This window comes from Micrococcus lacusdianchii (genome assembly GCF_023155805.1).
GTDB classification, from domain to species: domain Bacteria; phylum Actinomycetota; class Actinomycetes; order Actinomycetales; family Micrococcaceae; genus Micrococcus; species Micrococcus lacusdianchii.
Window position 1 is genome coordinate 25,187 of record NZ_JAKNUW010000015.1, and the last position, 26,703, is coordinate 51,889.

Here is a 26,703-nt window from a genome sequence, read left to right on the forward strand (position 1 = left end):
GTTACCCGGCCTCCAGGGAGGTCTTCATCCCTTGACCTGAACCACTAGGCTGTGCTTTCCAGGGTGGACCCGCCGCCCGGAGGAGGTACACCGTGGACCGGACCGTCGTGGCGCATCGCACCCTCGCCGTCGTGGGGGTCGGGCCACGGGGCGTCATGGTGCTGGACCGGCTCCTGGCCCGACTCGAGTCGGGCCAGGCCGGCGCGGGGCCCTGGACCCTGCACCTCGTGGACCCGCACCGGGTCGGCTCCGGGCGCGTGTGGCGCCCGGACCAGGACCCTCTGCTGCTCATGAACACCCCGGCCTTCTTCCCCACCGCATGCGCCGCGGACAACCCCGGGCTGCGCCCGTCCTCCGTGTCCGCCTCCTTCGACGACTGGCGCCGCGCCCACCCCGTCGCCGCGGGGGGCCTCGAGCGGGAGGAGTACCCGCCACGCGGCGTGTACGGCCGCTACCTGGAGGACACGGTGGACGCCCTCCTGTGCGCCCTGCGAGCGCGCCCGGAGGTCGGCGACGTCGTCGTGCACCGCGCGGAGACGGTCGCGCTCCACCCGACGGACGACGGCGACGCGCGCCTGACGCTGCGGCCGTGCGACCCGGGCGGAACCCCGCGGGTGGAGGCCGGCGTCGAGGAGCTGACGGCCGACGCCGTCGTCCTGTGCCTGGGCCACCAGGACGCGGTGCTCAGCGCCGCCCAGCGGCGTCTGGCCGAGACGGCCCGGGAGTCCGGCGTCCTGCACTACCGGGGGCCGCACCTGCCCGCGGAGCTGGACGTGGACGCCGTGGGGGCGGAGGACACGGTGCTGGTGCGCGGCATGGGGTTGAACGCGTTCGACCTCCAGGCCCGGCTGACCGAGGGCCGGGGAGGCGTCTTCCGTCCCACCGGGGCCGGTCCCGGAGAGGCCCTGGAGTACGCGCCCTCCGGCCGGGAGCCGCGGCTGCACCTGATGTCCCGGCGCGGCGTGCCCTACTTCCCGAAGGCACAGGTGGAGACCTTCGTCCCCCGCAGGGTGCGCCTCGAGTACCTCTCGGACGCGGCGGTCGCGGACCTGCTGGACCGGCACGGCGAGCTGGACGTCGCGGAGCACGTGTGGCCCCTGCTCCACCGGGACGTGATGCGCCACTACTACGCGACGCTCGCTCGCGTGCACCCGGAGGCCCTCGGGGGACCGGTGGCCGCGGGCCGGTTCCTGCTGGAGCTGGTCGGCATGTTCGAGGACGCCGGCCGCGGCGCCCCCGTGACGGCCCGCCACGCCGAGGAGCTCCTGCAGGGCTACGCCCCCGAACGGCGCCTCCTGGACATCCGCTCGTGGGCCGCCCCCTTCCAGGACGCCGTGTTCGCGAGCGCCGCGGAGCACCAGGGGGCGGTCGCCGAGCTGCTGGGCCATGCCTGCGAGGAGGCGGCGGCCGGGGAGGACTCCCCGTTCATGCAGGCGGTGGGCGCGCTGCACGCGGGGCGGCTGCGCATCAAGACATGGGTGGCGCAGGGGCTGGTCTCCGAGGTCTCCCGCGTCCGGGACGTCCAGGGGTGGCTCGAGCCGTTGGTGGAGGGCCTGGCCTCCGGTCCCCCGCTCCTGCGGGTCGAGCAGATGCTCGCCCTGCACCGGGCGGGCCTGCTCACCTGGGCGGGGCCCTCGCCGCAGGTGGACGCGGACGCCGAGGCCGGCGTCTTCCGGGTCCGCAGTCCGCGCGTCGGCGCGGAGGACGCCGTGGAGCCGGCGGTCACGGAGGGCACCTGGCTGGTGGAGGCCATGATGCCGCCCAACCGTGTGGACGCGGCGGCCGCTCCGCTGATCCGGCAGATGCTGGCCGACGGGGTCGCCGCCACGGGCACGTGGGAGGACGAGGAGGGCGCCCCGCGCCCCAGCACCGGCTTCGACGTCACCGCCCGGCCCCACCGCCTGCGGTCCGCGGAGGGCGCCGTCCACGAGCGGATCCTGGTGCTCGGACTGCAGCTGTCCGGCATGCAGTGGGGCACGGCCATCGCCGCGGAGGCCGGCGCCGACGCCCGGGACCGCGCCCTGTCCCTGGCCGACGCCGACGCCGCCGCCCAGGTCCTGCTCGGCAGCTGAGGCTCCGGGCACGACGGCGGGCCGCCGGGAGACGCGCTCCCGACGGCCCGCCGTCGTCGTCCGGGCTGGGTGGACGACCCGCCCGGTCAGCGCTGCTGACCGGGCGCGTGCGCGCGACCGCGGCCCGGGTGCTCGCCCGGCGCACGGTCACCGCCGTGGCCCTGGCCCGGATGGACGCCGGCGCAGCGCATCCACGCGGCCGCGTTGAACGCGGTGTCGCACTGCTCGCCCGGCGCCGGGGTCACCGGGTCCACGGGGTCCACCGGGTCCACCGGCTCGGTGGCGGGCCCGTCGAGCTGCAGGCCCACGAGGATCGGGTTGTGGTCCGAGGAGCGCCACTGGTCGGGCGAGTACAGGTCCTCGGTCGTGTAGTTGTGCCGCGAGTACTCCAGGGCGATCGACTCGTTGGCGTTGATCATCCAGATGTCCTGGCCGGTCACGGTGGCGTCCGCAGCGGGTGAGGCGAAGATGTGGTCCAGGCTTCCCACGGCGCCGTCGTACGTGTACGAGTACTCGTCCGTCTTGGCGCCCTGGGAGATGTAGCCGGCGGCCTCGATCACGCGGATCGGGTCCTCCTGCTCGTAGGCGTTGAAGTCGCCCAGCAGCAGGACCCGATCGGTGCCGGCCCGCACCGTCATCTCCGCCGCGAAGGCGACGAGCGCCTCGGCCTGGGCGACGCGGTCCGCGTTGTAGGCGCCCTGGCCGTCCCCGGAGTCCACGTTGTCGCCGGTGGCACCGGAGCCGCCCTTGGACTTGAAGTGGTTGGTGATGGCCACGACGTCGGTGCCCTCGACGCCCTCGGGCGTGCCGTCCGCGACGCGGAAGTGCTGGGCCAGCGGCTCGCGGGCGTTGTCGAAGTTCACCTGGTCGTCCAGGAGGACGGACTCGCCGATCGGGGTGACCTCGGAGGGCTGGTAGATGAAGGCGTTGCGGATGACGTCCTCGTCCTCCACGGCGGGGCGGTCCGTCGGGGAGGCGACGTAGGCCCACTTCGCCTCGCCGGCCTGCGCGTTCAGGGCGTCCACGAGGTGCGCGAGGGAGTGGTCGCGGTCGAGCCCGAACTTCGCGGAGTTCTCGATCTCCTCGAGGGCGACCACGGACGTGTCGAGGCCGTTGATCGCGGTGGCGATCTTCTCCTGCTGGCGCAGGAGGTCCTCGGTCTCGTACGCGCCGCGGGGCAGGCAGCCGTTCGTGGTGACGGGATCGCCCTCACGGTCGCGGTACGCACCGCAGCCGGCGACCTCCTCACCCAGGGTGGTGAAGTAGTTGAGCACGTTGAAGCTGCCCATGCTGACGTTGCCGCCGACGGCCTCTGGGGCGGCCTCTTCAGCGCGGTCGTTCTCCACGTCCACGGGCTCCACGCGCTCGGCGTTCGCGTCGGTGAGCTGCTCGAGCGGCTGGAATGACCAGGCGTCGTACCGGTAGTCCAGGATCACCGGCGTGCGGAAGTCGAGCGAGGCGCCGACGCGCACCGGGTCGCCCGCGTCCAGGTACGGCAGCGTGCCCTGGTTGCCGGGGGAGCGGCCGAAGTTGGTGGAGGCGCCGTCGTCGAGGACGATCAGCTTCTGCGCATTGGCGGCCGCGACCGCCTGCGCCTCGGCGCCGGGCAGGGCCACGGACGTCGGGTTGTCCAGCGGGTCGGTCCCCGGGACGATGCCGAGGGAGCCGTACCGGTTGACGTCGTAGTTGTCCGTGACCGTCCACTCGCCGGCGGGGGCCAGCAGCTCGCCCTCGTGGGCCTCCTTCTCCGCCTCGGTCAGGGGGAAGGACAGCGCGCGGGGGGTGACCGCGCCGGCCGCGGCCACGGTCTGCACGTCGCCGGCGGAGACCGTGATCTGGGTCAGGCCGTAGTACTCGCCGGCCGTGCCGGTGACCGTGACGGTCTCGCCCAGCGTCACGGAGCCGACGGTGTCGGGGGAGTAGACGAAGACGCCGTCGGAGGCGCCGGGGGTGGCGTCGTCGGCCCCGCCGGAGCCGGGGGTCTGGATGTAGTAGCCGTTGAATCCGCCGGTGGAGTAGACCGCCGTGACCACGCCCGTGGTGGTGACGGCCTGGCCGTCGTAGGGGGTCGCGGAGCCCGTGCCCTGGATCTCGGCGACGGTCAGCACCGGGGCCGTCGGCGCCGGGTCCACCGGGTCCACCGGGTCCACCGGGTCGACCGGGTCCACCGGCGGCTCGCCCGAGGCGGAGGAGTTCGTGGGCGTCGGGGTGCCGGTGAGGGTGAAGTCCGCCGCGTTGACGTCCGTGTCCACCCCCTCGGTGCGGGTCATGGACTTCGGGTCCGTGTTGGCGGAGGGCGCGGCGGCCGGGGCGGTCTCGTAGGTGTTCGAGGTGCCGTAGCCCAGCACGTCCGCGACCCCGGCGACGTCGTCGGTCAGGATCGAGCCGACGGGCAGGCCCGCGACGGTCCCGGCCTGGTCGGCGAGCACGATGGTGCCCTTCGTCCCGGCCGGGTTGAACGAGCCGCCCGCCACGAGGTCCGCCTCGGGCAGCGCGGCGCCGGTGGTGCCGTTCGAGCCGCCGGAGATCAGGTAGTAGCCCTTCGCCGGGATCACACCCGAGAGCGCCACCGTGTTGTTCGGAGAGGACGTGCCGGTGGCGGAGCGGTACTGCAGCGACCAGCCGTCCAGGCTGATCGGCTGGTCCGTGGGGTTGTACAGCTCCACGAACTTGTGCGTGTAGACCGCGTTGGCGGAGCCGCCGTTCGTGTAGGCCTCATTGATGACGAGGGAGTCCCCGGCCGGGGAGGCCTGGGCGGGGGCGGACAGGACGGCGGGGGCGAGCAGCGTCAGGGCCGCCGCGGTGGCGGCAGTGCGGACGAGGCGCAGGCGGGGCGCGTGCATGGGGTTCCTCTCGGAGGGGGCTGGGCGAGGTCGGAGGCGGAGCACGACGACGGCCGGGGGTGGCCGACGGGGCGGGTCAGCGCGCGGCGGTCAGCCGGCGGCGCGCCACGAGCAGGGCGCCGGCGCCGAGGGTGGCGAGGGACGCCAGCGGCCAGGCCGCCTGGTCGCCGGTCTCGACCTTCACGGGAACGGTGTGCTCCACCTCGTCGGCGTGGTCCTCACCCTTGTCCGGGCCGTGGCCCTGGCCGGGGTGGTCCTCACCCTTGTCCGGGCCGTGGCCCTGGCCGGGGTGGTCCTCAACCTTGTCCGGGCCGTGGCCCTGGCCGGGGTGGTCCTCACCCTTGTCCGGGCCGTGGCCCTGGCCGGGGTGCGCGGGGTCGGCGGGATCGGCCGGCTGGCCCGGGTGCGTGGGATGGACCGGGTGGGTCGGCTCGGCCGGCTGCGTGGGCTCGGCGGGCTCCTCGCCGGCGGCCTCGGTGACCTCCAGGGCGTGGCGCACCACCGTCGTCGTCCCGTCCTCGTAGGACACGGTCATGACGAGCTCACCGGTGCCGGCGGCCTGCGGGGCCGTGATGCCGGACAGGGTGACGGACTCCTCGCCGGCCGGGACCTCCACGGCGCCCAGCTCGACGGTCTCGCCGTCCGCCGTCACGAAGGCGACCGCCACGGAGGTGGCGGCGGGGGCGCCGTCGGAGTCGATCACGAGGTCGCCCAGGGTGAGGACGACCGGCGCGCCGGCCTCGACGGCGGCGGGGGCGCCGGTGACCGGCACGCCCTTCTTGGCGTAGTCCGGGGACACGGCGCCCTCGGCGGCGTCCTGGGCCTGGGCGTAGTCGGCGATCGCGGTGGAGTCCAGCAGGCCGAGGTCAACGTAGGCGGTGCGGCCGGTGGCGAACGCGGTGTAGCCGTCGGGGGCCTTGGTCGGGTCGCCGGCCTCGGCCCACGTGCCGTCGGCCAGGAAGGACTGGGAGGCGACGGTGTACACGGCGTCCATGTCGAGCGGCTCCCCGTCGATCCACACGCCGGTGACCTTGTCGCCCTGCGGGCGGGAGTCGTCATAGGTCCAGGTGAGGTTCTCGGACCAGCCGAGGGTGTACTTGCGCTCCCCGTCCCGCCAGTTCTCCTCGAGGGCCAGCTTGATGGAGGAGCCCGGGATGTCGAAGTGGGTGATGGTGTTGCCGAACGGTGCCATGTCCAGGAGCTCGCCGAGGCTCAGGCGGCCGACCAGGTCCTCCGGCTTCGGGGAGAGGGCGCCGCCGTCCGTGAGGCGGTCCTCCAGCAGCTCGGAACGCAGGCCACCGGGGTTGGTCACGCCGAGGTCCACCTCTGGGTTGACCTCGGACGCAGCCGCCTTGATGGCGTCGCCCACCCAGTTGCCCAGCGTGGTCTCCGCCGAGCGGGTGCCGCCGGCCTTCCACGGCTTCCCGGCGTCCAGCAGCTTCTGGTAGTCGGTCGTGATGTCGCCGTCCAGGTCGGCGACGACCTCGGTCTGGAGGTCCTCGAAGACGGCCACGGCGCGCTGCTCGATCTCGTACACCTCTGCGGTCACGGCCGACTCCCCGGCGGCCTCCGCCGGATCCTGGATCGAGCGCTCAAGCAGGCGGGAGGTCGTGCCGAGCACGTTGCCCTCGCCGTCCACGGTGACCTCGACGGCAGCCAGGTGGCTGCCGGAGGCGCCGGCCTGGAGCACGGGCCGGGTGACGCCGTCGTTGTCCGTCTCGTACTGGTACACCTGGTGGGTGTGGCCGTTGAAGATCACGTCCACGGACGGGTCGGTGGCGTTGACCATGCGCTCGAACTCGGCACGGTCGGCCAGCTCGGCGGCGAGGTCGCCGGTGCCCGCGGCGCCGTCGTGGTAGGAGGCCACGATGACGTCGGCGGCGCCGTTCGCGGTGAGCTCGGCGGCCACGGTGTTCACGGAGTCCACCATGTCGGTGATGAGGTTGCCCTGCAGGCCCGCGGCGCGGGTCGAGGAGTAGAGGTCGTTGGGGGAGGTGCCGATGACGGCCACCCGGACGCCCTGGACCTCGTAGACCACGTGGGAGGTGAGGATCGGCTTCTTGGACTCCGGGTCCACGAAGTTCGCGGAGATCACCGGGAAGTCGGCGCGCGGCACGACGCGGCCGAGCAGGTCGTCCAGGCCGCGGTCGAACTCGTGGTTGCCCGCGGTCAGCGCGGCCAGCCCCAGGGCGTTCATGATGTCGATGGTCGGGGTGTCCTGCTGGACGTTGGACACGGAGGCGGAGCCGCCGATCAGGTCGCCAGCGCTCGTGAGCAGCGTGGTGCCCTCGCCGTGCTCGGCCTCGAACGCGGAGCGGTAGTCCTCCACGGTGTCGGCGAACTGCGTGCCGGCGTAGTCGGCGGACAGGGCGCCGTGGAAGTCGTTGAAGGAGAGGATCGAGATGGTCTGCGTGCCCTCCGCGGTCTCGACGGCGAAGGCCGGCGTGGCAGGCGCGAGCACCAGCGTGGTGCACGCGGCGGCGGCGAGGGTGTGGCGGCGGAACAGGCTGGACATGGGACTCCCCTGGGTGCGACGCCGCAACGGTCCCGGCGGGTGCGCGGGCGGCCGGCGGCGGTGCGGAACAGGGCGACGCCGGAGGGCGGCGCCCGATATGGCCTATTGCACCAGAGAAGGGTGGCCCGCGGGTGAACTCCGCGCGGGCGCGAGATGGCCGGACGGGTAAACCGGCCGGTTCGGACGCGGATGGTGCGGGATTCGAACCCGCGGCACGGGGTCGCCGCGCACCGGTTTTCAAGACCGGCTCCTTCGGCCGCTCGGACAACCATCCTCGGACCCGCGGCGCCCGGGGGCGCGCGGATCCGCTGGTCCACTGTATCCGCTGGCACCGGGCCGGCATCGAGGCCGGCACCGAGCCGCGCCGCCGTCGCCGGCCGCACGCTCCGGCGGCCGCGCCGCCGTCGCCCACCGAGGGTGGCCCGGCCCCGCCGCGCGGGTGGAGGATGGACCGGAACACGCCACGTCAACCCGAGGAGATGGAGTGGAAATGGATCAGCAGCAGATGCGCGCGGTGCGCTACACGGGGGCGGGCGGCACGGAGGTCATCCAGGTCGGCGAGGAGGCCGTCCCGGAGCCGCGCCCCGGCGAGGTGCTCGTGAAGGTGGCCGCCGCCGGCCTCAACGGCGCGGACATCGCGCAGCGCAAGGGCAACTACCCCCCGCCCAAGGGGGCCTCGGAGATCCCGGGCCTCGAGGTCTCCGGCACCGTGGCCGCGGTCGGCGAGCCGGTCGGTGCGCGCGGCGAGGGCCGCTTCGACGTCGGCGACCGCGTCTGCGCCCTGCTGGCGGGCGGCGGCTACGCGGAGTACGTGGCCGTGCCCGCGGGGCAGCTCATGGCGGTCCCGGAGGGCGTCGACCTCGCGGATGCCGCCGCGTTCCCGGAGGTCGCCTGCACGGTGCACGCGAACCTCGTGGGCCTGGCCGGCGTCCAGACGGGCGATGTGGCGCTGGTCCACGGGGCCTCCGGCGGAATCGGCTCGTTCGCGGTCCAGTACCTCACCGCGACCGGCGTGCGCGTACTCGGCACGGCCGGAGGCCCGGAGAAGGCGACGCACGCGCGCGACCTCGGGGCCGAGGACGTCTTCGACTACCGCGCGGCCGAGCCCGGCGCCTTCGCGGACTGGGTGCGCGAGGTCACGGACGGCCACGGGGCGGACGTGATCCTCGACGTCGTGGGGGGACCCTATCTCGCGCCGAACGTCCGCGCCCTGGCGATGGACGGGCGGATCGTGGTGATCGCGGCCCAGGGCGGCGCGGTCCCCGAGGACTTCGACCTCATGCGGCTCATCGCCCGGCGCGGACGGCTGACCGGCTCCTTCCTGCGGGCGCGTCCCGTCCGCGAGAAGGCCGAGGTCGTGGCCGCGGCGGAGCGCGCCGTGTGGCCGCTCGTGGCCGCCGGCCGCATCCGTCACTCCGTGGACGCGCGCTTCCCGCTCGCGGAGGCCGCCGCGGCGCAGGAGCGCTTCGAGGCGTCCTCCCGGACGGGCAAGGTCCTCCTCGTCACGGACGACGCCGACGCGCGCGTCCCGGCGGACGGGCAGTGACGGGTCCCTTCGCCCGACTCCGGCAGCGGCGGGCGGACGAGCGGGAGCTCGGCTCCGGCCTCTGGCGCCGCAGCCACGACCGGTTCGCTCGGGCCCTGGACCGCTACTGGCAGGTCCTGCTGGACGAGCGCACCCCGGGATCACTGAGCGACGCCGAGCACAACGGACTGGTGCACGCGGGCAACGAGCTGACGGACCGCCTCGCGGTGGTGCGCGACCTGGCCGTGCGCCTGCACGCCGCCCATCCCGGCGACGACGACCAGCACATCCCGCCGGCCACCGCGGCGGTGCACCGTGAGCTCTCCCGTGCCGCGCACGAGCTGGCCGCCACCGCGCAGGCGGTCGCCATGGCTCGGCGGGGCCACGGGGGGACGGCGGCCGTGGGACGCCACGCCGAGCGGACCCTGCGGCACGTCGACCGCGCCGTCGAGCTGGCCGCCGGGCTCTGAGGCCCGGAGCCGGACACGGGGCGACCCGGAGATGAGAGGACCCCGCCGCACACGGTGCGACGGGGTCCGGGGGAGCCCCCTGCCGGATTCGAACCGGCGACCTGCTCTTTACGAGGGAGCTGCTCTGGCCAGCTGAGCTAAGGAGGCACGCGGCCGTGACGGCCACGGCTGACCACCCTACCGTGTCCCGGGCACGTACGGCAATCGCATCCCGGGCTGCTCAGCGCGGAGGACGGGGCGTGCGGAGGCGAGTCGGCAGCAGGGCGAGCATCATGGCCTCCAGGGCCAGCTGCTCCGGCACGTTCTGGGCCAGGCGCTTGCGGGCGGTGCCGATCGCGTCGATCCGGGCCACCACCTCCGCGGGGGACCCGGCGGCCCCGGCGGCGTAGCGCTCCACCTCGGCGCGGCGGTGCTCGTTGACGAGGTCCCCGGGCGCGCCCAGCTGCACGCGCAGCACGTCCCGGAAGAGGCCGATCAGGTCCAGCATGGAGCGGTCCAGGGCGTCCCGGGTGACCCGCTTGCGCCGCCGGGCCTGGTCCTCCTCCAGGCGCTTGACCTGCTGGCGGAGCTTGGGCGGCACCGCCTCCCCCTCGGCGAGGCCGAGCTGCCGCCGCAGGGCGGCGAGCTCGTCGGCGTCGCGGGCCGCGGCCGAGGACTCCGCCTCCGCGTGGGAGACCTCCGCGAGCCGCGCCGCCATGCCCATGGCGTCGGAGACGGCAGTGGTCTGCAGGGGCAGGGACAGGACGTCCTCGCGGCGCGCCAGGGCCTCGGGGTCCCGGGCCAGCCGCCGGGCCACGCCCACATGGGACTGCGAGATCCGTGCGGTGAGCTCCGCCGTCTCCGGATCCAGGCCGTCCCGGCGCCGCAGCAGGGCGGCCACGTCCTCCACCCGGGGGATCCGCAGGGTCTCCACGCGGCAGCGCGAGCGGATGGTGGGCAGCACGTCCGCGGGGGAGGGGGCGCACAGCATCCACACCGTCCGCGGTGGCGGCTCCTCGATGGCCTTGAGCAGCACGTTGGTGGCGCGCTCGGTCATGCGGTCGGCGTCCTCGATCACGAAGATCCGCCAGCGGCCGGTGGCGGGGGTGGACTGGGCGGCCTCCACGAGGGCGCGCACGTCCTCGATCCGGTAGTGCACGGCCTCCGTGGCCAGCACGGTGACGTCCGGGTGCGTCCCTCCCAGCACGGTGCGGCACGCGTGGCACCGGCCGCACCCGCGCCGTGCGGGGTCCGGCTCAGCGCACTGCAGGGCCGCGGCGAAGGCCCGGGCCGCGGAGGACCGCCCGGAGCCGGGTGGGCCCGTGAAGAGCCAGGCGTGGGCGGGGCCGGGTTCGGCAGCGGCGCGGCGCAGACGTGCCACGGAGGCGTCCTGTCCGGCGAGATCCGCGAAGACGTCGGCGTCCGGGGAGGTGTCATGCCCCGGCGTCGGGACGGCGGGGGCGCTCACGGGCACCCCAGCCGTGGGAGCACGTGCTCGACGACGGTCCGGGTGAGCGCCTCGGGGGCGACCCCGGCGTCGAGCACCAGATAGCGCTCCGGCTCGGCGGCGGCGCGCGCCCGGAAGGCCGACCGCAGGGTCTCGTGCGCCGCCGCGGTCTCCTGCTCCATGCGGTCGGGGGCGTCCCCGGCCCCCGCCTGACGGGATGCCCGGCGCCGACCCGCCGTGTCCGCATCCACGTCCAGCAGCACGGTCAGGTCCGGTACGAGCCCCTCGGTGGCCCACGCGTTCAGCTCGGCGACCCGCGCGGTCCCCAGGCCGCGCACCGCGCCCTGGTACGCCACCGAGGAGTCCACGTAGCGGTCGGTCACCACCACGGCGCCGGCCTCGAGGGCCGGCCGGACCGTGGCCGCCACGTGCGCGGCCCGGGCGGCGGCGAACAGCAGCGCCTCGGTGCGCGCGTCCACGGGCCCGTGCGCGGGGTCCAGCAGCAGCCCGCGCACGGCCTCGCCGAGCGGCGACCCGCCCGGCTCGCGCGTCAGGAGCGTCTCGTGGCCCGCGGCGCGCAGGGTGGCGGCGACGGCGCGGGCCTGGGTGGACTTGCCGGTGCCGTCCGCGCCCTCGAAGGCGAGGAACAGCCCTCGACGCGCGGGCGCGCCAGGGCCGGCGGTGGGGACGGGGCGGTGCGGCGACGGGGGGGAGTGGCTCACCCCTCGAGCGTAGACGCCGCCCCGGACACCGCATCCGGTCGGCGGCCGGAGTCCCTAGACTGACGGGCATGAGCTCCCCGATGTCCTTCGCCGTCATGGCCGGTGACTGGCTGTTCCTCGCCCTCGCCGTCCTGGCCCTCCTCGTGGAGGTGTGGGCCCTCGTGGACGTGCTGCGCCGCAGCCCCCAGGCCTTCGAGCGCGCCGGCGGGCGCCCCAAGAGCTTCTGGCTGCTGCTGACGGGCATCGCCGTCGTCGTGGGCGTGCTGAGTGTGCTGACCAGTCGCGGCGGACTCGGGCTCTTCGGCCTGGCCGCCGTGTGCGTCGCCTCCGTGTACCTGGCCGGCACCCGACCGGATCTCGACGTCTACGGCGGGCGCCGCTGACGTCCCCCGCCCCGGCCGCGCTCAGGGCGCGCCGGGCGCCACGGTGTCCCAGGGGACACTGAGCTCGCCGCGTCGCCAGCGGCGCTCGCGGCCGAGCACGGGCCATCCGCGCGCGCGCAGGGAGCGCACCGTGGCGAGCCACCGCTGGCGCGTCCCGTAGGCCCCCAGCGGCGCGTGCACGTCCCAGGCGGCGTCGGCGTCGGCCAGGAGGCGGTGCACCGCCTCCCCGGGCACATGCCGGTGGATCAGGGCCTTCGGCAGGCGCTCGGCCACGTCCGAGGGCCGATCGAAGGAGCCCAGCCGCAGCGCCAGCGTCAGCGAGACCGGCCCCGTGCGGTCCAGCTCCACCCACGCGGCGCGGCGGCCGTCCTCCGAGCACGTGCCCTCCACCAGCACCCCGTCCGGGGCGAGGGACGAGCACATCAGGGCCCACACCTCCGGCACGTCCTCCTCGCGATACTGTCGCAGCACGTTGAAGGCCCGCACCACGGTGGGCGGGCGCGGCACGTCCAGCTCGAATCCTCCGTGGGCCCAGTGGAGGCCGGGCAGGGCGGGGGCCGTGGCACGGGCATGGGCCACGCGCTCCGGGTCGATCTCCAGGCCGAGCAGCTCGAGTGCCGGGTTGACCGCGCGCAGGCGGGTGAACATCTCGACGGCGGTCACCGGCTCGGCACCGAAGCCCAGGTCCACGACCAGGGGGGCCGCCGTGTGCCGCAGGAGCGGGCCGTGGACGTCGGCGAGCCAGCGGTCCACCCGGCGCATGCGCTGCGCCGCGGTGGTGCCGCGGGTGACGTGCCCGCGGGGGCCGCCCCGGGCCCGGCCCCGCGGGCCGGTCGGCGCGGAGCCCTCGAGCCGTCGCGCCTTCTGGACCATGGGCGCCAGCCTAGCCAGAGGGCGCGGGGGAGGCCGCCGTCGTGGCGCCCGCCACGGGGGCCGCCCCTAGGATGGGGCCATGGCTGACACCTACAAGCTGATCCTGTTGCGGCACGGTCAGAGCGACTGGAACGAGAAGAACCTGTTCACCGGCTGGGTGGACGTCCCGCTGACGGAGAAGGGCCGCGCCGAGGCGACCCGCGGCGGCGAGCTGCTGGCCGCCGAGGGCCTGGAGCCGGACGTGCTCCACACGTCCCTCCTGAAGCGCGCCATCACCACCGCGAACCTCGCCCTCGAGGCCGCCGACCGCCAGTGGATCCCGGTCAAACGCTCATGGCGCCTGAACGAGCGGCACTACGGCGCCCTCCAGGGCAAGGACAAGGCCCAGGTCAAGGAGGAGTTCGGCGAGGAGCAGTTCATGGTGTGGCGCCGCTCCTTCGACGTCCCGCCGCCCGCGCTGGACGATGGCTCCGAGTTCTCCCAGGCCGGCGAGGAGCGCTACGCCGACATCGGCCCGGACGCGCCGCGCACCGAGGCCCTCAAGCAGGTCATCGACCGCCTGCTGCCCTACTGGGAGGAGCAGATCGTCCCGGACCTGAAGGCCGGGAAGACCGTCCTGGTGGCCGCGCACGGCAACTCGCTGCGCGCCCTGGTCAAGCACCTGGACGGGATCTCCGACGACGAGATCGCCGGCCTGAACATCCCCACCGGCATCCCGCTCTACTACGAGCTGGACCAGAACCTGAAGCCGGTCACCGCGCACGGCCGCTACCTGGACCCGGAGGCCGCCGCCGCCGGCGCCGCCGCCGTGGCCGCCCAGGGCGACAAGAAGTGAGGGGACGGGGTGCCGCCCGGTGGCGCCCCGTGACCCCGACGGGCCCGGGCCCGGCTCAGGCGGAGCCGGTCTCGGGCCCGCGGCGCGTCTGCTCGCCCGTCACGAGGTAGCGGACCTTGGCGGCCACGGACAGGCCGTGGTCCGTGAACCGCTCCAGGTAGCGCGAGGCGAGGGTGACGTCCGTGGTGGTGGACGGCGTCGCCGACCAGGTGGGGGCGGCGATGGCCCGGAACACCGCGACGTGGTGCTCGTTGACCACCTGGTTGAGTTCATGGATGCGGTCCGCGTGCGCGAGGTCCTGGGTCTCCAGCAGGAGCACCACCTCGTGCGCCACCTCCACGGCGGCGTCCGCCATGGCGGCGAACAGGGGGCGCACGTCCTCCGGGATCGCGAGCTCCGGATACCGCAGGCGGGTCAGCTGCGCCAGGTGTCGGGCAAGGTCGCCCATGCGTTCGAGCGAGGCGCTCATGCGCAGGCTCGCCAGCACGGTGCGCAGGTCCGTGGCCACCGGCGCCTGGAGGACCAGGAGGCGGGCGGCCTGGTCGTCGAGGGCCTCCTGCAGCCGGTCGATCCGGGCGTCTTCCGTGATGACCCCCTCGGCCCCGTGCACATCGGCCGTCTCGAGGGCGGTCCGCGCGTCGATCACGGCACGGTGGACGAGGCGGGCGATCTCCAGCAGGTCGCGACCGAGTCGGGCCAGGTTGGCGCGGTACAGCTCCCGCATGGTGGTCCCTCCCCTCGGTCTTCACACGCTCCCCGACGCCCGCCGTCCGGGTCGGTGGACATCCCACCGTCGCAGGGTCAGGTGAACGCGGCGTGAACGGGGCGTCGACGCCGTCTGATGCGCGGGGATCCGCGGGAGGCGGCGGTCGCACGGGCTACCCTGGGGGCGTGGATCCCGTCATCATCGGCCTGCTCTGCGGCGCGGTCGGACTGCTCATCGGAGTGGCCTCCATGCTGGCCTTCCGCGCGTCCGAGCGCTCCCGCACGGTCGACCTCGCCATCGGGGAGCCCACCCTCGCGCCGGGCACCGCCGAGGTGCTCTCCGTGATCGGCCGCGCGTACGTGGTGGTGGACGCAGTGGACGGCGTGGTGCGGGCGAACCCGTCCGCGTACGCCCTCGGCCTCGTCCGGGGCCACACCCTGGTCCTGGACCCGCTGCGGGAGCTGACCCGCTCCGTGCGGACGGACGGGGTGATCGTGGAGCGCCGCGTGGAGCTGCCGCGCGACCCGCTCGCGCAGTCCACTCTGGTGCTCGAGATGCGCGTGGCCCCCCTGGACGAGGAGTACATCCTCATCCTCGCGGACGACCGCACGGACGCCACCCGCACGGAGGCCATGCGGCACGACTTCGTGGTGAACGTGTCCCATGAGCTCAAGACGCCGGTGGGCGCCATCTCGTTGCTGGCCGAGGCCATCGACGACGCCGCCGACGACGAGGTCGCGGTCCGCCGGTTCGCCACGCGCCTGGGCATCGAGTCCACCCGCCTGACCGCGCTGGTGCAGGACATCATCGAGTTCTCCCGCGTCCAGGCCAAGGACGTGGTCCGCGAGGGCGGGCCCGTCGACCTGAACCGCGTGGTGGCCGAGGCCGTGGACCGACTGCGGCTGACGGCCGAGGCGCGGGACATCCGGCTCAAGGCCGGCGGCCGGGTGGACGCCGTGGTGCACGGGGACGCGGACCAGCTCATGACGGCGGTCCGGAACCTCGTGGACAACGCGGTGCGGTACTCCCCGGACGGGACCACCGTGGGCATCGGCCTGTCCTCGAGGGACGGGCTGGCGCAGATCACGGTCACGGACCAGGGCGTGGGCATCAGCCCCGAGGAGCAGGCCCGCGTCTTCGAGCGGTTCTACCGGGTGGACGGGGCGCGTTCCCGTCAGACCGGCGGCACGGGCCTGGGCCTGAGCATCGTCAAGCACGTGGTCATCAACCACGGCGGCGAGGTGACCCTGTGGTCCCAGCCCGGCCGTGGCTCGACCTTCACCATCCGGCTGCCCGAGTGGGAGGAGCCCGCCGTGCGCGGGGCCGCGCCCGTCGAGCCGCCGGCCACCGAGCGCCGAGGGGGCCGCGCCGCGGTCGCCGCGGACCCGTCCCGTAAGGAGCACAGCGCATGAGCCGGATCCTGATCGTCGAGGACGAGGAGTCCTTCAGCGACCCCCTCTCCTACCTCCTCACCAAGGAGGGGTTCGAGGTGGCGGTCGCCGCCGACGGCAACGAGGGGCTCGAGGAGTTCGACCGCTGCGGTGCGGACCTGATCCTGCTGGACCTCATGCTCCCGGGGATGTCCGGCACGGAGGTGTGCCGCCAGGTGCGGCAGCGCTCCAACGTCCCGATCATCATGCTCACCGCCAAGGACTCCGAGATCGACAAGGTGGTGGGGCTCGAGCTGGGCGCGGACGACTACGTCACGAAGCCGTACTCCTCCCGCGAGCTGGTGGCCCGCGTGCGTGCCGTGCTGCGCCGCCGCGGAGAGCCCGAGGAGCTGATCGCCTCCACCGTGGCCGCGGGGCCGGTCCGCATGGACGTGGAGCGCCACGTGGTGGCCGTGGGCGGCGAGCAGGTGAACCTGCCGCTCAAGGAGTTCGAGCTGCTGGAGATGCTCCTGCGCAACGCGGGCCGTGTGCTCACGCGGGGCCAGCTGATCGACCGCGTGTGGGGGTCCGACTACGTGGGGGACACGAAGACCCTCGACGTGCACGTCAAGCGCCTGCGCTCCAAGATCGAGCCGGACCCCTCGAATCCGCGGCACCTCGTGACGGTCCGCGGCCTGGGCTACAAGTTCGAGGCCTGACCGGCCCCTCCCCGGACGACGTCGGCCCGCCGCCTCCGCAGGGAGGGGCGGGCCGACGTCGTCGGGGCGGGGGACGGGGCGCGCCCCGTCCGGGTCAGTGACCCTCGCCGTAGTGCAGGGTCTCCTGGTCGAGGTGTTCGGTGGAGGGCTGCTGGCCGGCGGGCAGGTACTCGGCGTACTGCTCCTGCGTGGCGGACAGGACCGGGACGGCGACGTCCACAGTGGCGGCGTCGGCGGCGATGGTGCCCTGCGCGTTCTGGCCCGGCCAGACGTTGCGCTCGATCTCCTGCCTGTTCTGCTCGTCCTCGAGGCGCACGGACTGGCCGGCGGGGACCTGGACGGTGGCCTGGCCGCCGTCCTGCAGCGCGATGGTGTACGTCTTGTCCGCGTCCGTGGGGTTCTTCAGCGTGCCGATCAGGCGCGCGGGGCCCGAGGCGCCCTCGCCGACGAGGGCGAGGTTGCGGACCTCCACGAGGTCCGGCTGGGTGACGACGATGCCGTCCGAGGGGCTGTAGGGGATGGCCGTGGCCACCGGGCTCACGGCGGAGCAGCCGGTGGCGCCCAGGAGGGCGGTGAGGGCGAGAGCGCCGGCGGCGATGCGGCGCCGGGCGGGCCGGGAGGCGGCGGACTTCACGGAGGTTCTCCTACAGATGCGGTGACGGAGGCGGGCCCACGGGGGACCCCGGGGACAGGCTACCGCATCGGGGGGTCGGTGCCCGGGGCGAGACGCACGGTCTCCACTACCACATCCATGCCGGAGGACCCTGCACGGACGCGCGGCGTTTCCTGCCCCGTGCTAGAATGGGGCGACTGGAAAGGGGCATTTCACATGGTTTTCGAGGTCGGAGAGACTGTCGTCTATCCCCATCACGGTGCTGCTCGCATCGAGGAGATCAAGACGCGCACCATCAGGGGCGAAGAGAAGATGTACCTCAAGCTGAAGGTGGCGCAGGGGGATCTGACCATCGAGGTGCCCGCAGAGAACGTGGACCTGGTCGGCGTCCGGGACGTCGTGGACTCGGAGGGCCTGGAGCACGTGATCCAGGTGCTGCAGGCCGAGCACGTGGAGGAGCCCACCAACTGGTCGCGCCGGTACAAGGCCAACCTGGAGAAGCTGGCGAGCGGGGACGTGAACAAGGTCGCCGAGGTCGTGCGCGACCTGTGGCGCCGCGACCACGACCGCGGCCTGTCCGCGGGGGAGAAGCGCATGCTGTCCAAGGCCCGCCAGGTGCTCGTCTCGGAGCTCGCGCTGGCCAAGAAGGTCACCGAGGAGGAGGCCGAGGGCATGCTGGACACGGTGCTCGAGGGCTGAGCCCCGGCTGCGCAGTCCCGTGACGACGGCGGGGCGGACCGGCGACGGTCCGCCCCGCCGTCGTCCGTCTTCCTAGGATGGCCGCATGCCCACTGCTCTCGTGATCGCCGCCGCCGGGGCCGGCACCCGCCTCGGCGCGGGCGTGCCCAAGGCCCTCGCCCCGCTCGCCGACGGCCGCCCCCTGCTCGACCACTGCCTCGAGTCGGTCGCCGCCGCCCGGGCGGCCGGCGTCGCACTGGACGCCGTGGTGGTCCTCGTCCCGCCCGCCGAGGCCGACGCGCGGCGGGTCGCCGACATCGTCGCGCGCCATGCGGCGGGCCTGGCCGTCCCCGTGACGTGCGTCCCGGGCGGCGCCGAGCGGGCCGACTCGGTCCGCGCCGGCCTGGCCGCCGCGGACGCCGCCCTGGCCGACGCCGGCCACGCCGCCGGGGCCGGTCCGCGCCGTGTCCTGGTGCACGACGCGGCCCGCGCCTTCACCCCGCCCGCCGTGTTCCGCGCGGTGCAGGACGCCCTCGCGGCCGGCGCGCCCGCCGCGGTCCCGGGGCTGCCGGTGACGGACACGATCAAGACGGTCACGGGGCCGGCGGGGCGCCCCGTCGTCTCGGGCACGCCGGCACGGTCCTCCCTGCGTGCCGTCCAGACCCCACAGGGCTTCGACCTCGACCTCCTCCTGGCCGCCCATGAGCTGGCCCGCACGTCGGCGGAGGCAGACGCGTCCGCCCTCACCGACGACGCCATGGCCATGGAGGCCGCCGGCCACGAGGTGCTGGTGGTCCCCGGGGACGAGGCCTCGTTCAAGGTGACGTCGCCCCGCGACCTCGAGACGGCCGCGGCGCGGCTCGCCGGCCCCGGGCGCGCGGAGTCCGCCCTCCCCGCCGCGGCTGCGCCCGTCCCCGCCCTGCCGCGCACCGGGTTCGGCACGGACGTCCACGCGTGGGCCCCCGAGGACGCCCCGCGCCCACTGTGGCTCGGGTGCGTGGAGTGGCCGGACCAGCGCGGTGTCGCCGCCACCTCGGACGGCGACGTCGCCGCGCACGCCGCCTGCAACGCCCTGCTCTCCGCCGCCGGCCTGGGTGACCTCGGCGCCGTCTTCGGCGTGGACCGCTTCGAGATGCGCGGGGCCACGGGCGCGGCGATGCTCGCGCACGTCGCGGGCCTGGTCGAGGCCGCCGGCTTCCGGATCGGCAACGTGGCCGTGCAGGTGGTGGCGCCGCGGCCCAAGGTGGGCACCCGGCGGGGGGAGATGGAGGCGGCCATGTCCGCGGCGCTCGGCGGCGCCCCGGTGTCCGTCTCGGCGGCCACGACGGACGGGCTCGGGTTCATCGGCCGGGGCGAGGGGCTCGTGGGGTTCGCGACGGCGCTGGTGGCCCCGATCCCCTGACCCGCGCCGGCGGCCCCCGCCCGGCTCCGGCCCGCACGCCCCCGCACCCCTGCCACTAGGCTGGGCGGGACCCCGTCCCACGACCGTCCGGAAGGACAGCGCCCCCATGGTCCAGCGCTTCTACGACACCCGCACCGCCGAGATCCGGGACTTCGTGCCGCTCGTGCCCGGCCAGGCGTCGGTCTACTACTGCGGGGCCACGGTGCAGGGGATGCCGCACGTGGGGCATGTGCGCAGCGCGATCGTCTTCGACACCCTGATCCGCTGGCTCGAGGCCACCGGCCTGCGGGTCACCTCGGTCCGCAACGTCACGGACATCGACGACAAGATCCTCGACCGCTCCGCCGCCTCCCACGCGGACGGGTTCGAGGCCAGCCACCTGTACCCCGCCGCGGAGCCGTGGTGGGCGCTCGCCTTCCGCTTCGAGAAGGCGTTCGACGCCGCCTACCTCGCCCTGGGCGTGCGCCGGCCCACCTACGAGCCCCGCGCCACGGGCCACGTCCCGGAGATGTTCGCGCTGATCGAGCGTCTGATCGAGCGCGGCCACGCCTACCCCGCGCAGGACGGCTCGGGGGACGTGTACTTCGACGTGCGCTCCTGGGAGCGCTACGGCGAGCTCACCCGCCAGCGCGTAGAGGACATGCAGGACGCCCCGGACGCGGACCCGCGCGGCAAGCGCGACCCCCGCGACTTCGCCCTGTGGAAGGGGGCCAAGGACGGCGAGCCCGCCACCGCCGTGTGGACCTCCCCGTGGGGCGCGGGCCGTCCCGGCTGGCACCTCGAGTGCTCGGCCATGTCCACCAAGTACCTCGGCGCGGAGTTCGACATCCACGGCGGCGGGCTGGACCTGCGCTTCCCGCACCACGAGAACGAGCTGGCCCAGTCCGCGGCCGCCGGGGACGGCTTCGCCCGGTTCTGGCTGCACAACGGCCTGGTCACCTACGGCGGGGAGAAGATGTCCAAGTCCGTGGGCAACACCATCTCCCCGGAGGAGATGCTCCAGCTGGCCCGCCCCAAGGCCGTCCGCTACTTCCTGGGCCAGGCCCACTACCGCTCGCAGCTGGACTACCGTCCCGGCGCCCTGGACGAGGCGGCGGCGGCCGTCGAGCGCATCGAGGGCTTCGTGGCGCGCGCCACGGCCGCCCACGGCGTCCCCGAGCTCACGTCCCCGCTGGCCGAGCACGTCCCCGCCGCCTTCCGTGCCGCCCTGGAGGACGACCTCGCCGTCCCCCAGGCGCTCGCGGCCCTGCACGAGGCCGTCCGGGCTGGCAACTCCGCGCTCGCGGCCGGGGACGACGACGCCGCCCGGGCCCGCCTGGCCGAGGTCGCCGCCATGACGGCGGTCCTGGGCCTCGACGACGTCCCCGAGCCCGGTGCCGCCGGCGGGGGCCCCGAGGCCGCCGCGCTCGACGCGCTGGTCCGCTTCCAGATCGAGGCCCGCGCCCAGGCCCGCGCGGACAGGGACTGGGCCACCGCGGACCGGATCCGGGACGCCCTGGCCGCGGCCGGCGTGGTGGTGGAGGACGGCGCCGCGGGCGCCGCCTGGCACCTGGCCGACTGACGGCGGGGCCCGGCGTCCGTCCGGGCGGCCCGCCTAGACTGGGGCCGATCCGCGGAGCGGCCGACGTCGTCGTGCCGACGCCCCGCCCCCTCGCCCCCTGACCTCAGGAGTCCTCCCATGTCCACCGCACCCCGCTCCGGCGGTTCCCGCAAGCCCAAGGGGAAGAAGGGCCCCTCCAAGGGCACCGGCGGCCACGGCCGCAAGGCGCTCGAGGGCAAGGGCCCCACGCCCAAGGCCGAGGACCGCGTCTACCACAAGGCGCACCGGGCCAAGCAGCTCGCCGAGCGCTCCGCCGCCCGGCGCGGCCCCGTCCGGGACCAGGTGCGCGGCCGCGTGAAGCTCACGGACGAGACGGTCTCGGGCCGCAACCCCGTGCTGGAGGCCCTGCGCGCCGGCATCCCGGCCAAGACCCTGCACGTGGCCGTGCGCATCGAGGTGGACGACCGCGTCAAGGAGGTCCTGCGTCTGTGCGCCGAGGGGTCCATCCCCGTGCTCGAGGCCACCAAGCCGGAGCTGGACCGGCTCTCCGGAGAGGCCGTGCACCAGGGCCTGGTGCTGCAGATCCCGCCGTACCGGTACGCGGACGCGCTCGAGCTGGGCCGCGAGACCATCGAGAAGCAGGCCAAGGGGCATCTGCGCACCGCGCCCCTGCTGATCGCACTCGACGGCATCACCGACCCGCGCAACCTCGGCGCCATCATCCGCTCGGCGTCCGCGTTCGACGCGGACGGCGTGATCGTCCCCGAGCGCCGCTCCGTGGGCGTCACCGCGACGGCCTGGCGCACCTCCGCCGGTGCCGCTGCGCGCGTGCCGGTGGCCCAGGCGGGCAACCTCAACTCCACGCTCGTGGACCTGCACCGGATGGGGTACTTCGTCCTCGGGCTCGACGGCGGCGGGGACGTCTCCCTGCCCGGCCTCGCCCTGTCCTCGGAGCCGCTCGTGCTCGTGGTGGGGGCCGAGGGCAAGGGCCTGTCGCGCATGGTGCGCGAGCACTGCCAGCAGATCGTGTCCATCCCGATCCAGTCGGAGATGGAGTCGCTCAACGCCTCCATGGCCGTGGGCATCTCGCTGTACGAGATCGCGGTGGGGCGCGCGGGCGGGCGCTGACTCCGCCCTGCGGCGACAGTTCGTCCAGGGCGGGGCCCTGACCGACCGCCTCGGCGGCAGTTCGTCTGCCGGGGTGGGACCGGGGAGTCCGTTCCTCCGTGATGCCTGCGTCACAATTGTGGGTGGTGCACGTCACGTCGCACACTGGTGCGCATCGCACGGGGCCTCGCGCCCCCGTGGACCGCATCCCGCACCAGGACCACAGAGGTACCCCAGAAGCACCGCACCCTCCGTCTCACCGCCGGCCTCGCCGTCGCCCTCCTCGGCCTCACCGCATGCGGTGACGGCGGCTCCGCCGGAGGAGCCTCCTCCTCCGCCGCCGGCGGCGGAGAGGGCAAGGAGTACACGGTCGGCATCAACCAGCTGATCTCCCACCCGGCCCTCGACGGCGCCCGCACGGGATTCCAGTCCGCCTTCGAGGACGCCGGTCTGACGGTGACCTTCGACGAGCAGAACGCCCAGGGCGACCAGGGCACCGCCACCTCGATCGCCTCCACCTTCGCGTCCTAGGACGTGGACCTCGTGGCCGCCATCGCCACCCCCGCCGGTCAGGCGACCGCCACCGCGGTGACCGACAAGCCGGTCGTGTTCATGGCCGTGACCGACCCGGTCGGCGCACAGCTCGTGGACTCGGAGGAGAAGCCGGGCGGCAACGTCACCGGTATGTCGGACCGCAACCCGGTCAAGGAGCAGCTGCAGCTGCTCAAGGACGTGGACCCCGAGGCGACCACCGTCGGCATCGTCTGGAACTCCGGCGAGTCCAACTCGAAGGTCCAGGTGGACCAGGCGAAGGAGGCCGGCGAGGAGCTGGGACTGGAGATCAAGGAGGCCACGATCACCAACTCCTCCGAGGTCCAGCAGGGCGTCGAGTCCCTGAAGGGCGTGGACGGCATCTACGTGCCCACGGACAACGCCGTGGTGTCCGCCCTCGAGTCCGTGATCGCCTTCGGCGAGGCCAACCAGGTGCCCGTCGTCTCCGCGGACACCGACTCGGTGGAGCGCGGCGCGCTGGGCACCTACGGCATCGACTACGAGGAGCACGGCCGCCAGGCCGGCGAGATGGCCGTGAAGATCCTCAAGGACGGCCAGAACCCGGGCGACATCCCCGTCGGCTTCGCCGCGGAGGACTCCCTCGAGCTGGTGCTGAACCAGGAGGCCGCGGGCAAGTACGGCGTCGAGCTGCCGCAGGAGCTCGTCGACCGCGCCGACGAGGTCATCGGCGACTGACCCGCCCCGGACGACCCCGGCGGGCGCCGTCGTCGTCCCCCTCCCGCCGTGCCGCACCGGCCCCGGACGCCGCCGCGTCCGGGGCCGGTCCACGGCCCGCCTCCTCGTCCCGGCCCGCGGGCCGCCTGAAAGGACCCCCATGATCACCGCTGTGGAGCTCGGCCTCATCTACGCCGTGATGGCGCTCGGCGTCTACCTCACCTTCCGCATCCTCGACTTCCCCGACCTCACGGTGGACGGCTCGTTCACCACCGGCGCCGCCACGGCCGCCGTGCTCATCACGAACGGCGTCCCCGTGGCCGCGGCGATGCTGGCCGCGTTCGTGGTGGGCTGCCTCGCGGGCCTCGTCACGGGCCTGCTGCACACCAAGGGCCGGATCGACGGCCTCCTCGCGGGCATCCTGACGATGATCGCGCTGTACTCCGTCAACCTGCGCATCATGGGCAGGGCGAACGTGCCGCTGCTGGGCGAGGACACGCTGTTCCGCTCCCTTGCAGACCTGGGCCTGGCCAGGAACCTGGGCTCTGTGCTCGTGCTGCTCGCCGGCGTCGTGCTCATCAAGCTGGTGCTGGACTGGTTCCTGCACACGGACCTGGGGCTGGCGCTGCAGGCCACCGGCGACAACGAGGAGATGATCCGCTCGTACGGCGTCTCCACGGACCGCATGAAGATCCTCGGCCTCATGCTCTCGAACGGCCTCGTGGGCCTGTGCGGCTCCCTCATGGCGATGTACCAGGGCTTCGCGGACATCAGCATGGGCATCGGCCTGATCCTCGTGGGCCTGGCCTCGGTGATCGTGGGACAGGCGATCTTCGGCCGCCGCACGGTGTTCCTCGCCACCCTCGCCGTGATCGTGGGCGCCGTGGTCTACCGCCTCATCATCCAGCTCGCTCTGAACGCCGGCCTGAACCCGAATGACATGAAGCTCATCTCGGCCGCCCTCGTGGTGCTGGCCCTGCTGCTGCCCCGCTTCGGCCTCGCCCGCCGGCTCTCGCTGCGCACCCCGAAGACCGCGGACACGCCCACCGCCGCTCCCGCCGTGGGGAGCGCCGATGTCGAGATGCAGCGAAGAGTTCACACGACGCGCGGTGAACTCTTCGCATATCAGGCGGGATCCGGTCGGCGTGAAATCTGGGTGTCCCGGTGGGCGCTCCCGCGCGCCCCAGGGCCCGCCAGAAACGTACGGGCGGCTGCCGCTCTGGCGGGTCGGTTGTGGCGAGTCATGTGGCGGGCGGACAGGGTCGGATGTGGCGCGCACGGCGCATGGCGGGGTCCCTCGCCACAAACGACCGATTGCGCGGCCCCCGAGGATGAGGCTGGGTGGCTTCCTTCCCTATGCGTGAGATGAGGCCAGAGCAGTAGGTGGGTCTGCATCTCCGGGGCACCTGAGATGCTGTGCAAAGAAGATGTTGGTGGCCGAGGCCCAGTGGCATCCAAGCGAGAGGTAGGCAGCAGATGAAGGCTCAGTACACCCATGGGCGACCTGTGGATGAAAGCGGCGTGCGTGAGATGTTCACGCGGGTGGCGAAACGCTACGACGTCGGAAACGCGTTGATGACCCTTGGGATGAGCGGACGGTGGCGCCGAGAGATCCAACGGCGAGCCCGCGTGATGCCCGGCAACGTGGTGTTGGACCTGGCCACGGGGACCGGGCAACTGGCCGTCGATGCGTTGCGCGCCCAGCCCTCAGCCCAAGTTATCGGAGCGGACCTGACGCCAGCCATGCTGGACATCGCGAAACAGCGTCATCCGGGCAGCTCAATCGCGTGGGTCTGTCTGGATGCCCATGCCCTTCCGTTTGACGACAGCACAGTGGACGTCATCACCCACGGCTATCTCCTGCGCTACCTGGACTTGCATGCTGGGCTGGCCGAGCAGTTCCGAGTCCTTACCCCAGGTGGTCGCCTGGTCGCTCTGGATACCTCACCGGGCGCGGCCGGGATCATAGGCCGCATCGCGTCATCAGCCACAACCTTCTGGCCGCGATTGGTCGGACGGTTCATTGGGCAGACGGCCGAGGACTACCAGTTCTTGCAGGACTCCTCGCTGGCGTTTCACTCTCCAGCGGTGATTGCCCGGGCCCTGGAAGAAGTCGGCTTCGAGGGATGCGGTTCCAAGTCCTACCTCGGGGGGATGCTCGCCGTTTGTTGGGGACAGAAGCCCACGCTCTGACCCTCGGGTGCGCTGAGCAGGTACATCGCTCGGTGCCCCTCGTGGCGCAATTCATCTAACGGGGTACGGCTGGGAGGACGGCTGGCGTCTATCCCGACATCGCTAACCGGACGACGTTGTCCTGGTGAGAGTTGTGACTTCGATTGGGGCGCGGCCCAAACGACCGATTGTGCGCTTCGTCGGTAGTGCGACGGACGCCTGACGGCGTCAGATCACGTGCTCAGAAGTCTGAGTCCGTTAGCTCAAGCCGTACCCACAACTCCGCAGCCTGATCGGGTTCAAGCCAGGAGACGTCGTACCCGATCGTGTCTCCGCCGAACTCCACTACGGTGATGGGAAAGAGGCCGAAAATCCGAAGTTGACGCTTGCGTGCTGGGTTGACGGGGCCCGTGAAGGTTCCCGCGTCCAGCTCTCGAACAGTCATCCACCCCGGGCCGTAGTCGTGCTCTGTTGGTTCCTTGCGACCGTCTGGCCAGACCATGATGAACGAGGGTCGCGGCTCACCGCGTCCGCGGAACCCCGCTCGCCCCGTGATCCTGCCTGCCAGATAGGCGCGGAGCTGGCCGTCGACGCGTAGTTCGGCGAGGCCGTGATCGTAGGACGTCAGCTCGGGGTCGAGGGGCGTGTAGTCGTCTATTGCCATGGCGTCAGTATGAGGGTCGGCTAGGCGCAGGATGACGGCGTCTCGGAGCGCTGTGTGGGTGTCGGTTGGCATTGCGGGCACGACTTCTACGCGCTCGGGAAACGGGGAAGGGGCCCGGCGTGGTGTCGAGCGTTGTGGCAGAGATTCATCTGGCCGAAAACGACCGAATGTGCCGCGGGCGCGCATCTCTATTCCGCCCGCGCGCAAGGCGGTTCGGATGAGCCTGTCAGGCAGCAGGTAGTTGGAATCGCTCCATGGGCATGGTGGCCAGGTCGCGGAGATACCCGCCCTGTCGTGCGTCTGCGTAGGCCGCGTCCTCGTTGTCCTCGAGCGCCCAGGTGCCTTCTTCCCAGGCCATGTGGTCTAGCGCTGCGGGCCAGAGCTTCCGTTCGGTTGAGGTGAGTGAGATGTGTCGAGCATAGGAAGAGTAGAAGTCGTTCCACTCCTGTGCGGTCATCATCCGAGCCGGAGCTGACGGTGACTCGTTGTGGAGAAGCACTACTGCCATGGCCAGGTCGAAGAGTCGCGGTTCCCAGCCCCCGTTGTCTGGGTCAACTACCGTGGGGCCGCTGGCGCTGAAGATCACGTTCGCGGCCTTGTAGTCGCTCGTTACGCTCGCATAGGGCAAGGCGTGTTCGTCATCGGCGGCTCGCAATGCGGGCAATGAGTGGTCCCACCAGCGGTCCGCGAGGGAGTGGAGGGCCGCGAGGGACTTAGGGCGTGTCTGAGAATAGATGCACGAGTCAGCTGAGACCCTGGGGACATGTCCCGGTTCCAGATGCTCTCTGACACCCAATGGGAGTTGATCGCCCCGATGCTCCCGACCCGGACCGGCCGCGCC

21 protein-coding genes, 2 tRNA genes and 3 pseudogenes are annotated in these 26,703 nt (G+C 73.3%); 14 read left to right on the forward strand and 12 right to left on the reverse strand.

Translation table 11 applies throughout. The annotated features are described in order from the left end of the window. Positions 1-92 precede the first annotated feature (92 nt). Positions 93-2,072, forward strand: coding sequence for an FAD/NAD(P)-binding protein (locus tag MA879_RS09645; RefSeq protein WP_248125668.1), 1,980 nt, complete (start codon positions 93-95; stop codon positions 2,070-2,072). A gap of 86 nt (positions 2,073-2,158) precedes the next feature. On the opposite strand, the gene MA879_RS09650 is transcribed toward MA879_RS09645, so the two are convergent. The 3 genes from MA879_RS09650 to MA879_RS09660 all read right to left on the reverse strand — a co-directional run bounded on the left by MA879_RS09650 (position 2,159) and on the right by MA879_RS09660 (position 7,704). Then, positions 2,159-4,915 (reverse strand): ExeM/NucH family extracellular endonuclease, encoded by a 2,757-nt coding sequence (locus tag MA879_RS09650; RefSeq protein ID WP_282447805.1) that lies wholly within the window; start codon positions 4,913-4,915, stop codon positions 2,159-2,161. A 76-nt stretch (positions 4,916-4,991) separates the two neighbouring features. After that, positions 4,992-7,430: a bifunctional metallophosphatase/5'-nucleotidase gene (locus MA879_RS09655; RefSeq protein ID WP_248125671.1), complete on the reverse strand. Its 2,439-nt coding sequence runs from the start codon at positions 7,428-7,430 to the stop codon at positions 4,992-4,994. 186 nt (positions 7,431-7,616) lie between these two features. Then, positions 7,617-7,704, reverse strand: a tRNA-Ser gene (locus MA879_RS09660). Between the two features lie 216 nt (positions 7,705-7,920). On the opposite strand from MA879_RS09660, the gene MA879_RS09665 reads away from it, so the two are divergent. Continuing rightward, entirely contained in the window at positions 7,921-8,976 is a 1,056-nt protein-coding gene (locus MA879_RS09665; RefSeq protein ID WP_248125674.1) for an NAD(P)H-quinone oxidoreductase, read from the forward strand. After that, complete coding sequence (locus MA879_RS09670; protein WP_248125677.1) at positions 8,973-9,425, forward strand: hypothetical protein; 453 nt, start codon at positions 8,973-8,975, stop codon at positions 9,423-9,425. The genes MA879_RS09665 and MA879_RS09670 overlap by 4 nt, the downstream gene beginning before the upstream one ends. A gap of 73 nt (positions 9,426-9,498) precedes the next feature. On the opposite strand, the gene MA879_RS09675 is transcribed toward MA879_RS09670, so the two are convergent. From MA879_RS09675 to tmk, 3 genes are all read right to left on the reverse strand, one after another. Beyond that, positions 9,499-9,572 (reverse strand) — tRNA-Thr (locus MA879_RS09675). Positions 9,573-9,645: 73 nt separating this feature from the next. Then, positions 9,646-10,872 carry a DNA polymerase III subunit delta' gene (locus MA879_RS09680; RefSeq protein WP_248125680.1) on the reverse strand — a complete coding sequence of 409 codons (1,227 nt, stop codon included), beginning with the start codon at positions 10,870-10,872 and terminating at the stop codon, positions 9,646-9,648. Beyond that, complete coding sequence (gene tmk, locus MA879_RS09685; RefSeq protein ID WP_248125741.1) at positions 10,869-11,501, reverse strand: dTMP kinase; 633 nt, start codon at positions 11,499-11,501, stop codon at positions 10,869-10,871. Before tmk ends, MA879_RS09680 begins: the two co-directional genes overlap by 4 nt. Before the next feature lie 140 nt (positions 11,502-11,641). Between tmk and MA879_RS09690 the strand changes: the two genes are divergently transcribed. After that, positions 11,642-11,956: a DUF2516 family protein gene (locus tag MA879_RS09690; protein ID WP_248125683.1), complete on the forward strand. Its 315-nt coding sequence runs from the start codon at positions 11,642-11,644 to the stop codon at positions 11,954-11,956. Positions 11,957-11,977: 21 nt separating this feature from the next. Here MA879_RS09690 and MA879_RS09695 read toward each other — a convergent pair whose 3' ends face one another. Then, positions 11,978-12,829 carry a class I SAM-dependent methyltransferase gene (locus MA879_RS09695; protein WP_248125686.1) on the reverse strand — a complete coding sequence of 284 codons (852 nt, stop codon included), beginning with the start codon at positions 12,827-12,829 and terminating at the stop codon, positions 11,978-11,980. Between the two features lie 79 nt (positions 12,830-12,908). Between MA879_RS09695 and MA879_RS09700 the strand changes: the two genes are divergently transcribed. After that, on the forward strand, positions 12,909-13,664 hold the full coding sequence (locus tag MA879_RS09700) for a phosphoglyceromutase (RefSeq protein ID WP_248125689.1): 756 nt from the start codon (positions 12,909-12,911) through the stop codon (positions 13,662-13,664). Positions 13,665-13,719: 55 nt separating this feature from the next. Here MA879_RS09700 and phoU read toward each other — a convergent pair whose 3' ends face one another. Further along, positions 13,720-14,388, reverse strand: coding sequence for a phosphate signaling complex protein PhoU (phoU, locus tag MA879_RS09705; protein WP_248125692.1), 669 nt, complete (start codon positions 14,386-14,388; stop codon positions 13,720-13,722). 167 nt (positions 14,389-14,555) lie between these two features. Here phoU and MA879_RS09710 point away from each other — a divergent pair, with 167 nt between their 5' ends. Both MA879_RS09710 and MA879_RS09715 read left to right on the forward strand, forming a co-directional pair. Continuing rightward, the gene (locus MA879_RS09710; RefSeq protein ID WP_248125695.1) at positions 14,556-15,782 is read left to right on the forward strand and encodes a sensor histidine kinase; all 1,227 of its coding nucleotides are present in this window, start codon (positions 14,556-14,558) and stop codon (positions 15,780-15,782) included. Then, a complete protein-coding gene (locus MA879_RS09715; RefSeq protein WP_248125697.1) occupies positions 15,779-16,459 on the forward strand; it encodes a response regulator transcription factor in 681 nt (226 codons plus the stop codon). Before MA879_RS09710 ends, MA879_RS09715 begins: the two co-directional genes overlap by 4 nt. Positions 16,460-16,553: 94 nt before the next feature. Here the strand turns inward: MA879_RS09715 and MA879_RS09720 are convergent, their stop codons facing one another. After that, complete coding sequence (locus MA879_RS09720) at positions 16,554-17,093, reverse strand: hypothetical protein (protein ID WP_248125701.1); 540 nt, start codon at positions 17,091-17,093, stop codon at positions 16,554-16,556. 195 nt (positions 17,094-17,288) lie between these two features. On the opposite strand from MA879_RS09720, the gene MA879_RS09725 reads away from it, so the two are divergent. The 7 genes and pseudogenes from MA879_RS09725 to MA879_RS09755 all read left to right on the forward strand — a co-directional run bounded on the left by MA879_RS09725 (position 17,289) and on the right by MA879_RS09755 (position 25,219). Beyond that, entirely contained in the window at positions 17,289-17,771 is a 483-nt protein-coding gene (locus MA879_RS09725; RefSeq protein WP_248125716.1) for a CarD family transcriptional regulator, read from the forward strand. Between the two features lie 85 nt (positions 17,772-17,856). Next, positions 17,857-19,152 carry a 2-C-methyl-D-erythritol 2,4-cyclodiphosphate synthase gene (gene ispF / locus MA879_RS09730; RefSeq protein WP_248125719.1) on the forward strand — a complete coding sequence of 432 codons (1,296 nt, stop codon included), beginning with the start codon at positions 17,857-17,859 and terminating at the stop codon, positions 19,150-19,152. Positions 19,153-19,258: 106 nt separating this feature from the next. Then, positions 19,259-20,713: a cysteine--tRNA ligase gene (gene cysS, locus MA879_RS09735; protein WP_248125722.1), complete on the forward strand. Its 1,455-nt coding sequence runs from the start codon at positions 19,259-19,261 to the stop codon at positions 20,711-20,713. Between the two features lie 117 nt (positions 20,714-20,830). Then, positions 20,831-21,820, forward strand: coding sequence for a 23S rRNA (guanosine(2251)-2'-O)-methyltransferase RlmB (gene rlmB, locus MA879_RS09740; RefSeq protein WP_248125725.1), 990 nt, complete (start codon positions 20,831-20,833; stop codon positions 21,818-21,820). Positions 21,821-22,036: 216 nt separating this feature from the next. Then, positions 22,037-23,047: pseudogene (locus tag MA879_RS09745) on the forward strand (ABC transporter substrate-binding protein); the annotation flags it as partial. A 139-nt stretch (positions 23,048-23,186) separates the two neighbouring features. Continuing rightward, positions 23,187-24,086 (forward strand): annotated as a pseudogene (locus tag MA879_RS09750) (ABC transporter permease); the annotation flags it as partial. A gap of 461 nt (positions 24,087-24,547) precedes the next feature. Then, positions 24,548-25,219 carry a class I SAM-dependent methyltransferase gene (locus MA879_RS09755; RefSeq protein WP_335342049.1) on the forward strand — a complete coding sequence of 224 codons (672 nt, stop codon included), beginning with the start codon at positions 24,548-24,550 and terminating at the stop codon, positions 25,217-25,219. Between the two features lie 220 nt (positions 25,220-25,439). On the opposite strand, the gene MA879_RS09760 is transcribed toward MA879_RS09755, so the two are convergent. The 3 genes and pseudogenes from MA879_RS09760 to MA879_RS12670 form a co-directional block, all read right to left on the reverse strand. Beyond that, positions 25,440-25,862, reverse strand: a complete 423-nt coding sequence (locus tag MA879_RS09760) for a hypothetical protein (protein ID WP_248125728.1) — start codon at positions 25,860-25,862, stop codon at positions 25,440-25,442. A 226-nt stretch (positions 25,863-26,088) separates the two neighbouring features. Beyond that, positions 26,089-26,220 carry a hypothetical protein gene (locus MA879_RS12445; RefSeq protein WP_282447807.1) on the reverse strand — a complete coding sequence of 44 codons (132 nt, stop codon included), beginning with the start codon at positions 26,218-26,220 and terminating at the stop codon, positions 26,089-26,091. A 111-nt stretch (positions 26,221-26,331) separates the two neighbouring features. After that, a pseudogene (locus MA879_RS12670) lies at positions 26,332-26,658 on the reverse strand (phosphotransferase); the annotation flags it as partial. Positions 26,659-26,703: the final 45 nt, after the last annotated feature.

Bases quoted from the DNA above. Each gene is read 5' to 3' on its own strand.
- MA879_RS09690 (WP_248125683.1), top strand. From the start codon at position 11,642: ATGAGCTCCCCGATGTCCTTCGCCGTCATGGCCGGTGACTGGCTGTTC.
- MA879_RS09695 (WP_248125686.1), bottom strand. From the start codon at position 12,829: ATGGTCCAGAAGGCGCGACGGCTCGAGGGCTCCGCGCCGACCGGCCCG.
- MA879_RS09760 (WP_248125728.1), bottom strand. From the start codon at position 25,862: ATGGCAATAGACGACTACACGCCCCTCGACCCCGAGCTGACGTCCTAC.
- phoU (WP_248125692.1), bottom strand. From the start codon at position 14,388: ATGCGGGAGCTGTACCGCGCCAACCTGGCCCGACTCGGTCGCGACCTG.
- MA879_RS09715 (WP_248125697.1), top strand. From the start codon at position 15,779: ATGAGCCGGATCCTGATCGTCGAGGACGAGGAGTCCTTCAGCGACCCC.
- MA879_RS09665 (WP_248125674.1), top strand. From the start codon at position 7,921: ATGGATCAGCAGCAGATGCGCGCGGTGCGCTACACGGGGGCGGGCGGC.
- MA879_RS09650 (WP_282447805.1), bottom strand. From the start codon at position 4,915: ATGCACGCGCCCCGCCTGCGCCTCGTCCGCACTGCCGCCACCGCGGCG.
- MA879_RS09700 (WP_248125689.1), top strand. From the start codon at position 12,909: ATGGCTGACACCTACAAGCTGATCCTGTTGCGGCACGGTCAGAGCGAC.
- ispF (WP_248125719.1), top strand. From the start codon at position 17,857: ATGCCCACTGCTCTCGTGATCGCCGCCGCCGGGGCCGGCACCCGCCTC.
- MA879_RS12445 (WP_282447807.1), bottom strand. From the start codon at position 26,220: ATGGCCTGGGAAGAAGGCACCTGGGCGCTCGAGGACAACGAGGACGCG.
- rlmB (WP_248125725.1), top strand. From the start codon at position 20,831: ATGTCCACCGCACCCCGCTCCGGCGGTTCCCGCAAGCCCAAGGGGAAG.
- MA879_RS09725 (WP_248125716.1), top strand. From the start codon at position 17,289: ATGGTTTTCGAGGTCGGAGAGACTGTCGTCTATCCCCATCACGGTGCT.
- MA879_RS09655 (WP_248125671.1), bottom strand. From the start codon at position 7,430: ATGTCCAGCCTGTTCCGCCGCCACACCCTCGCCGCCGCCGCGTGCACC.
- cysS (WP_248125722.1), top strand. From the start codon at position 19,259: ATGGTCCAGCGCTTCTACGACACCCGCACCGCCGAGATCCGGGACTTC.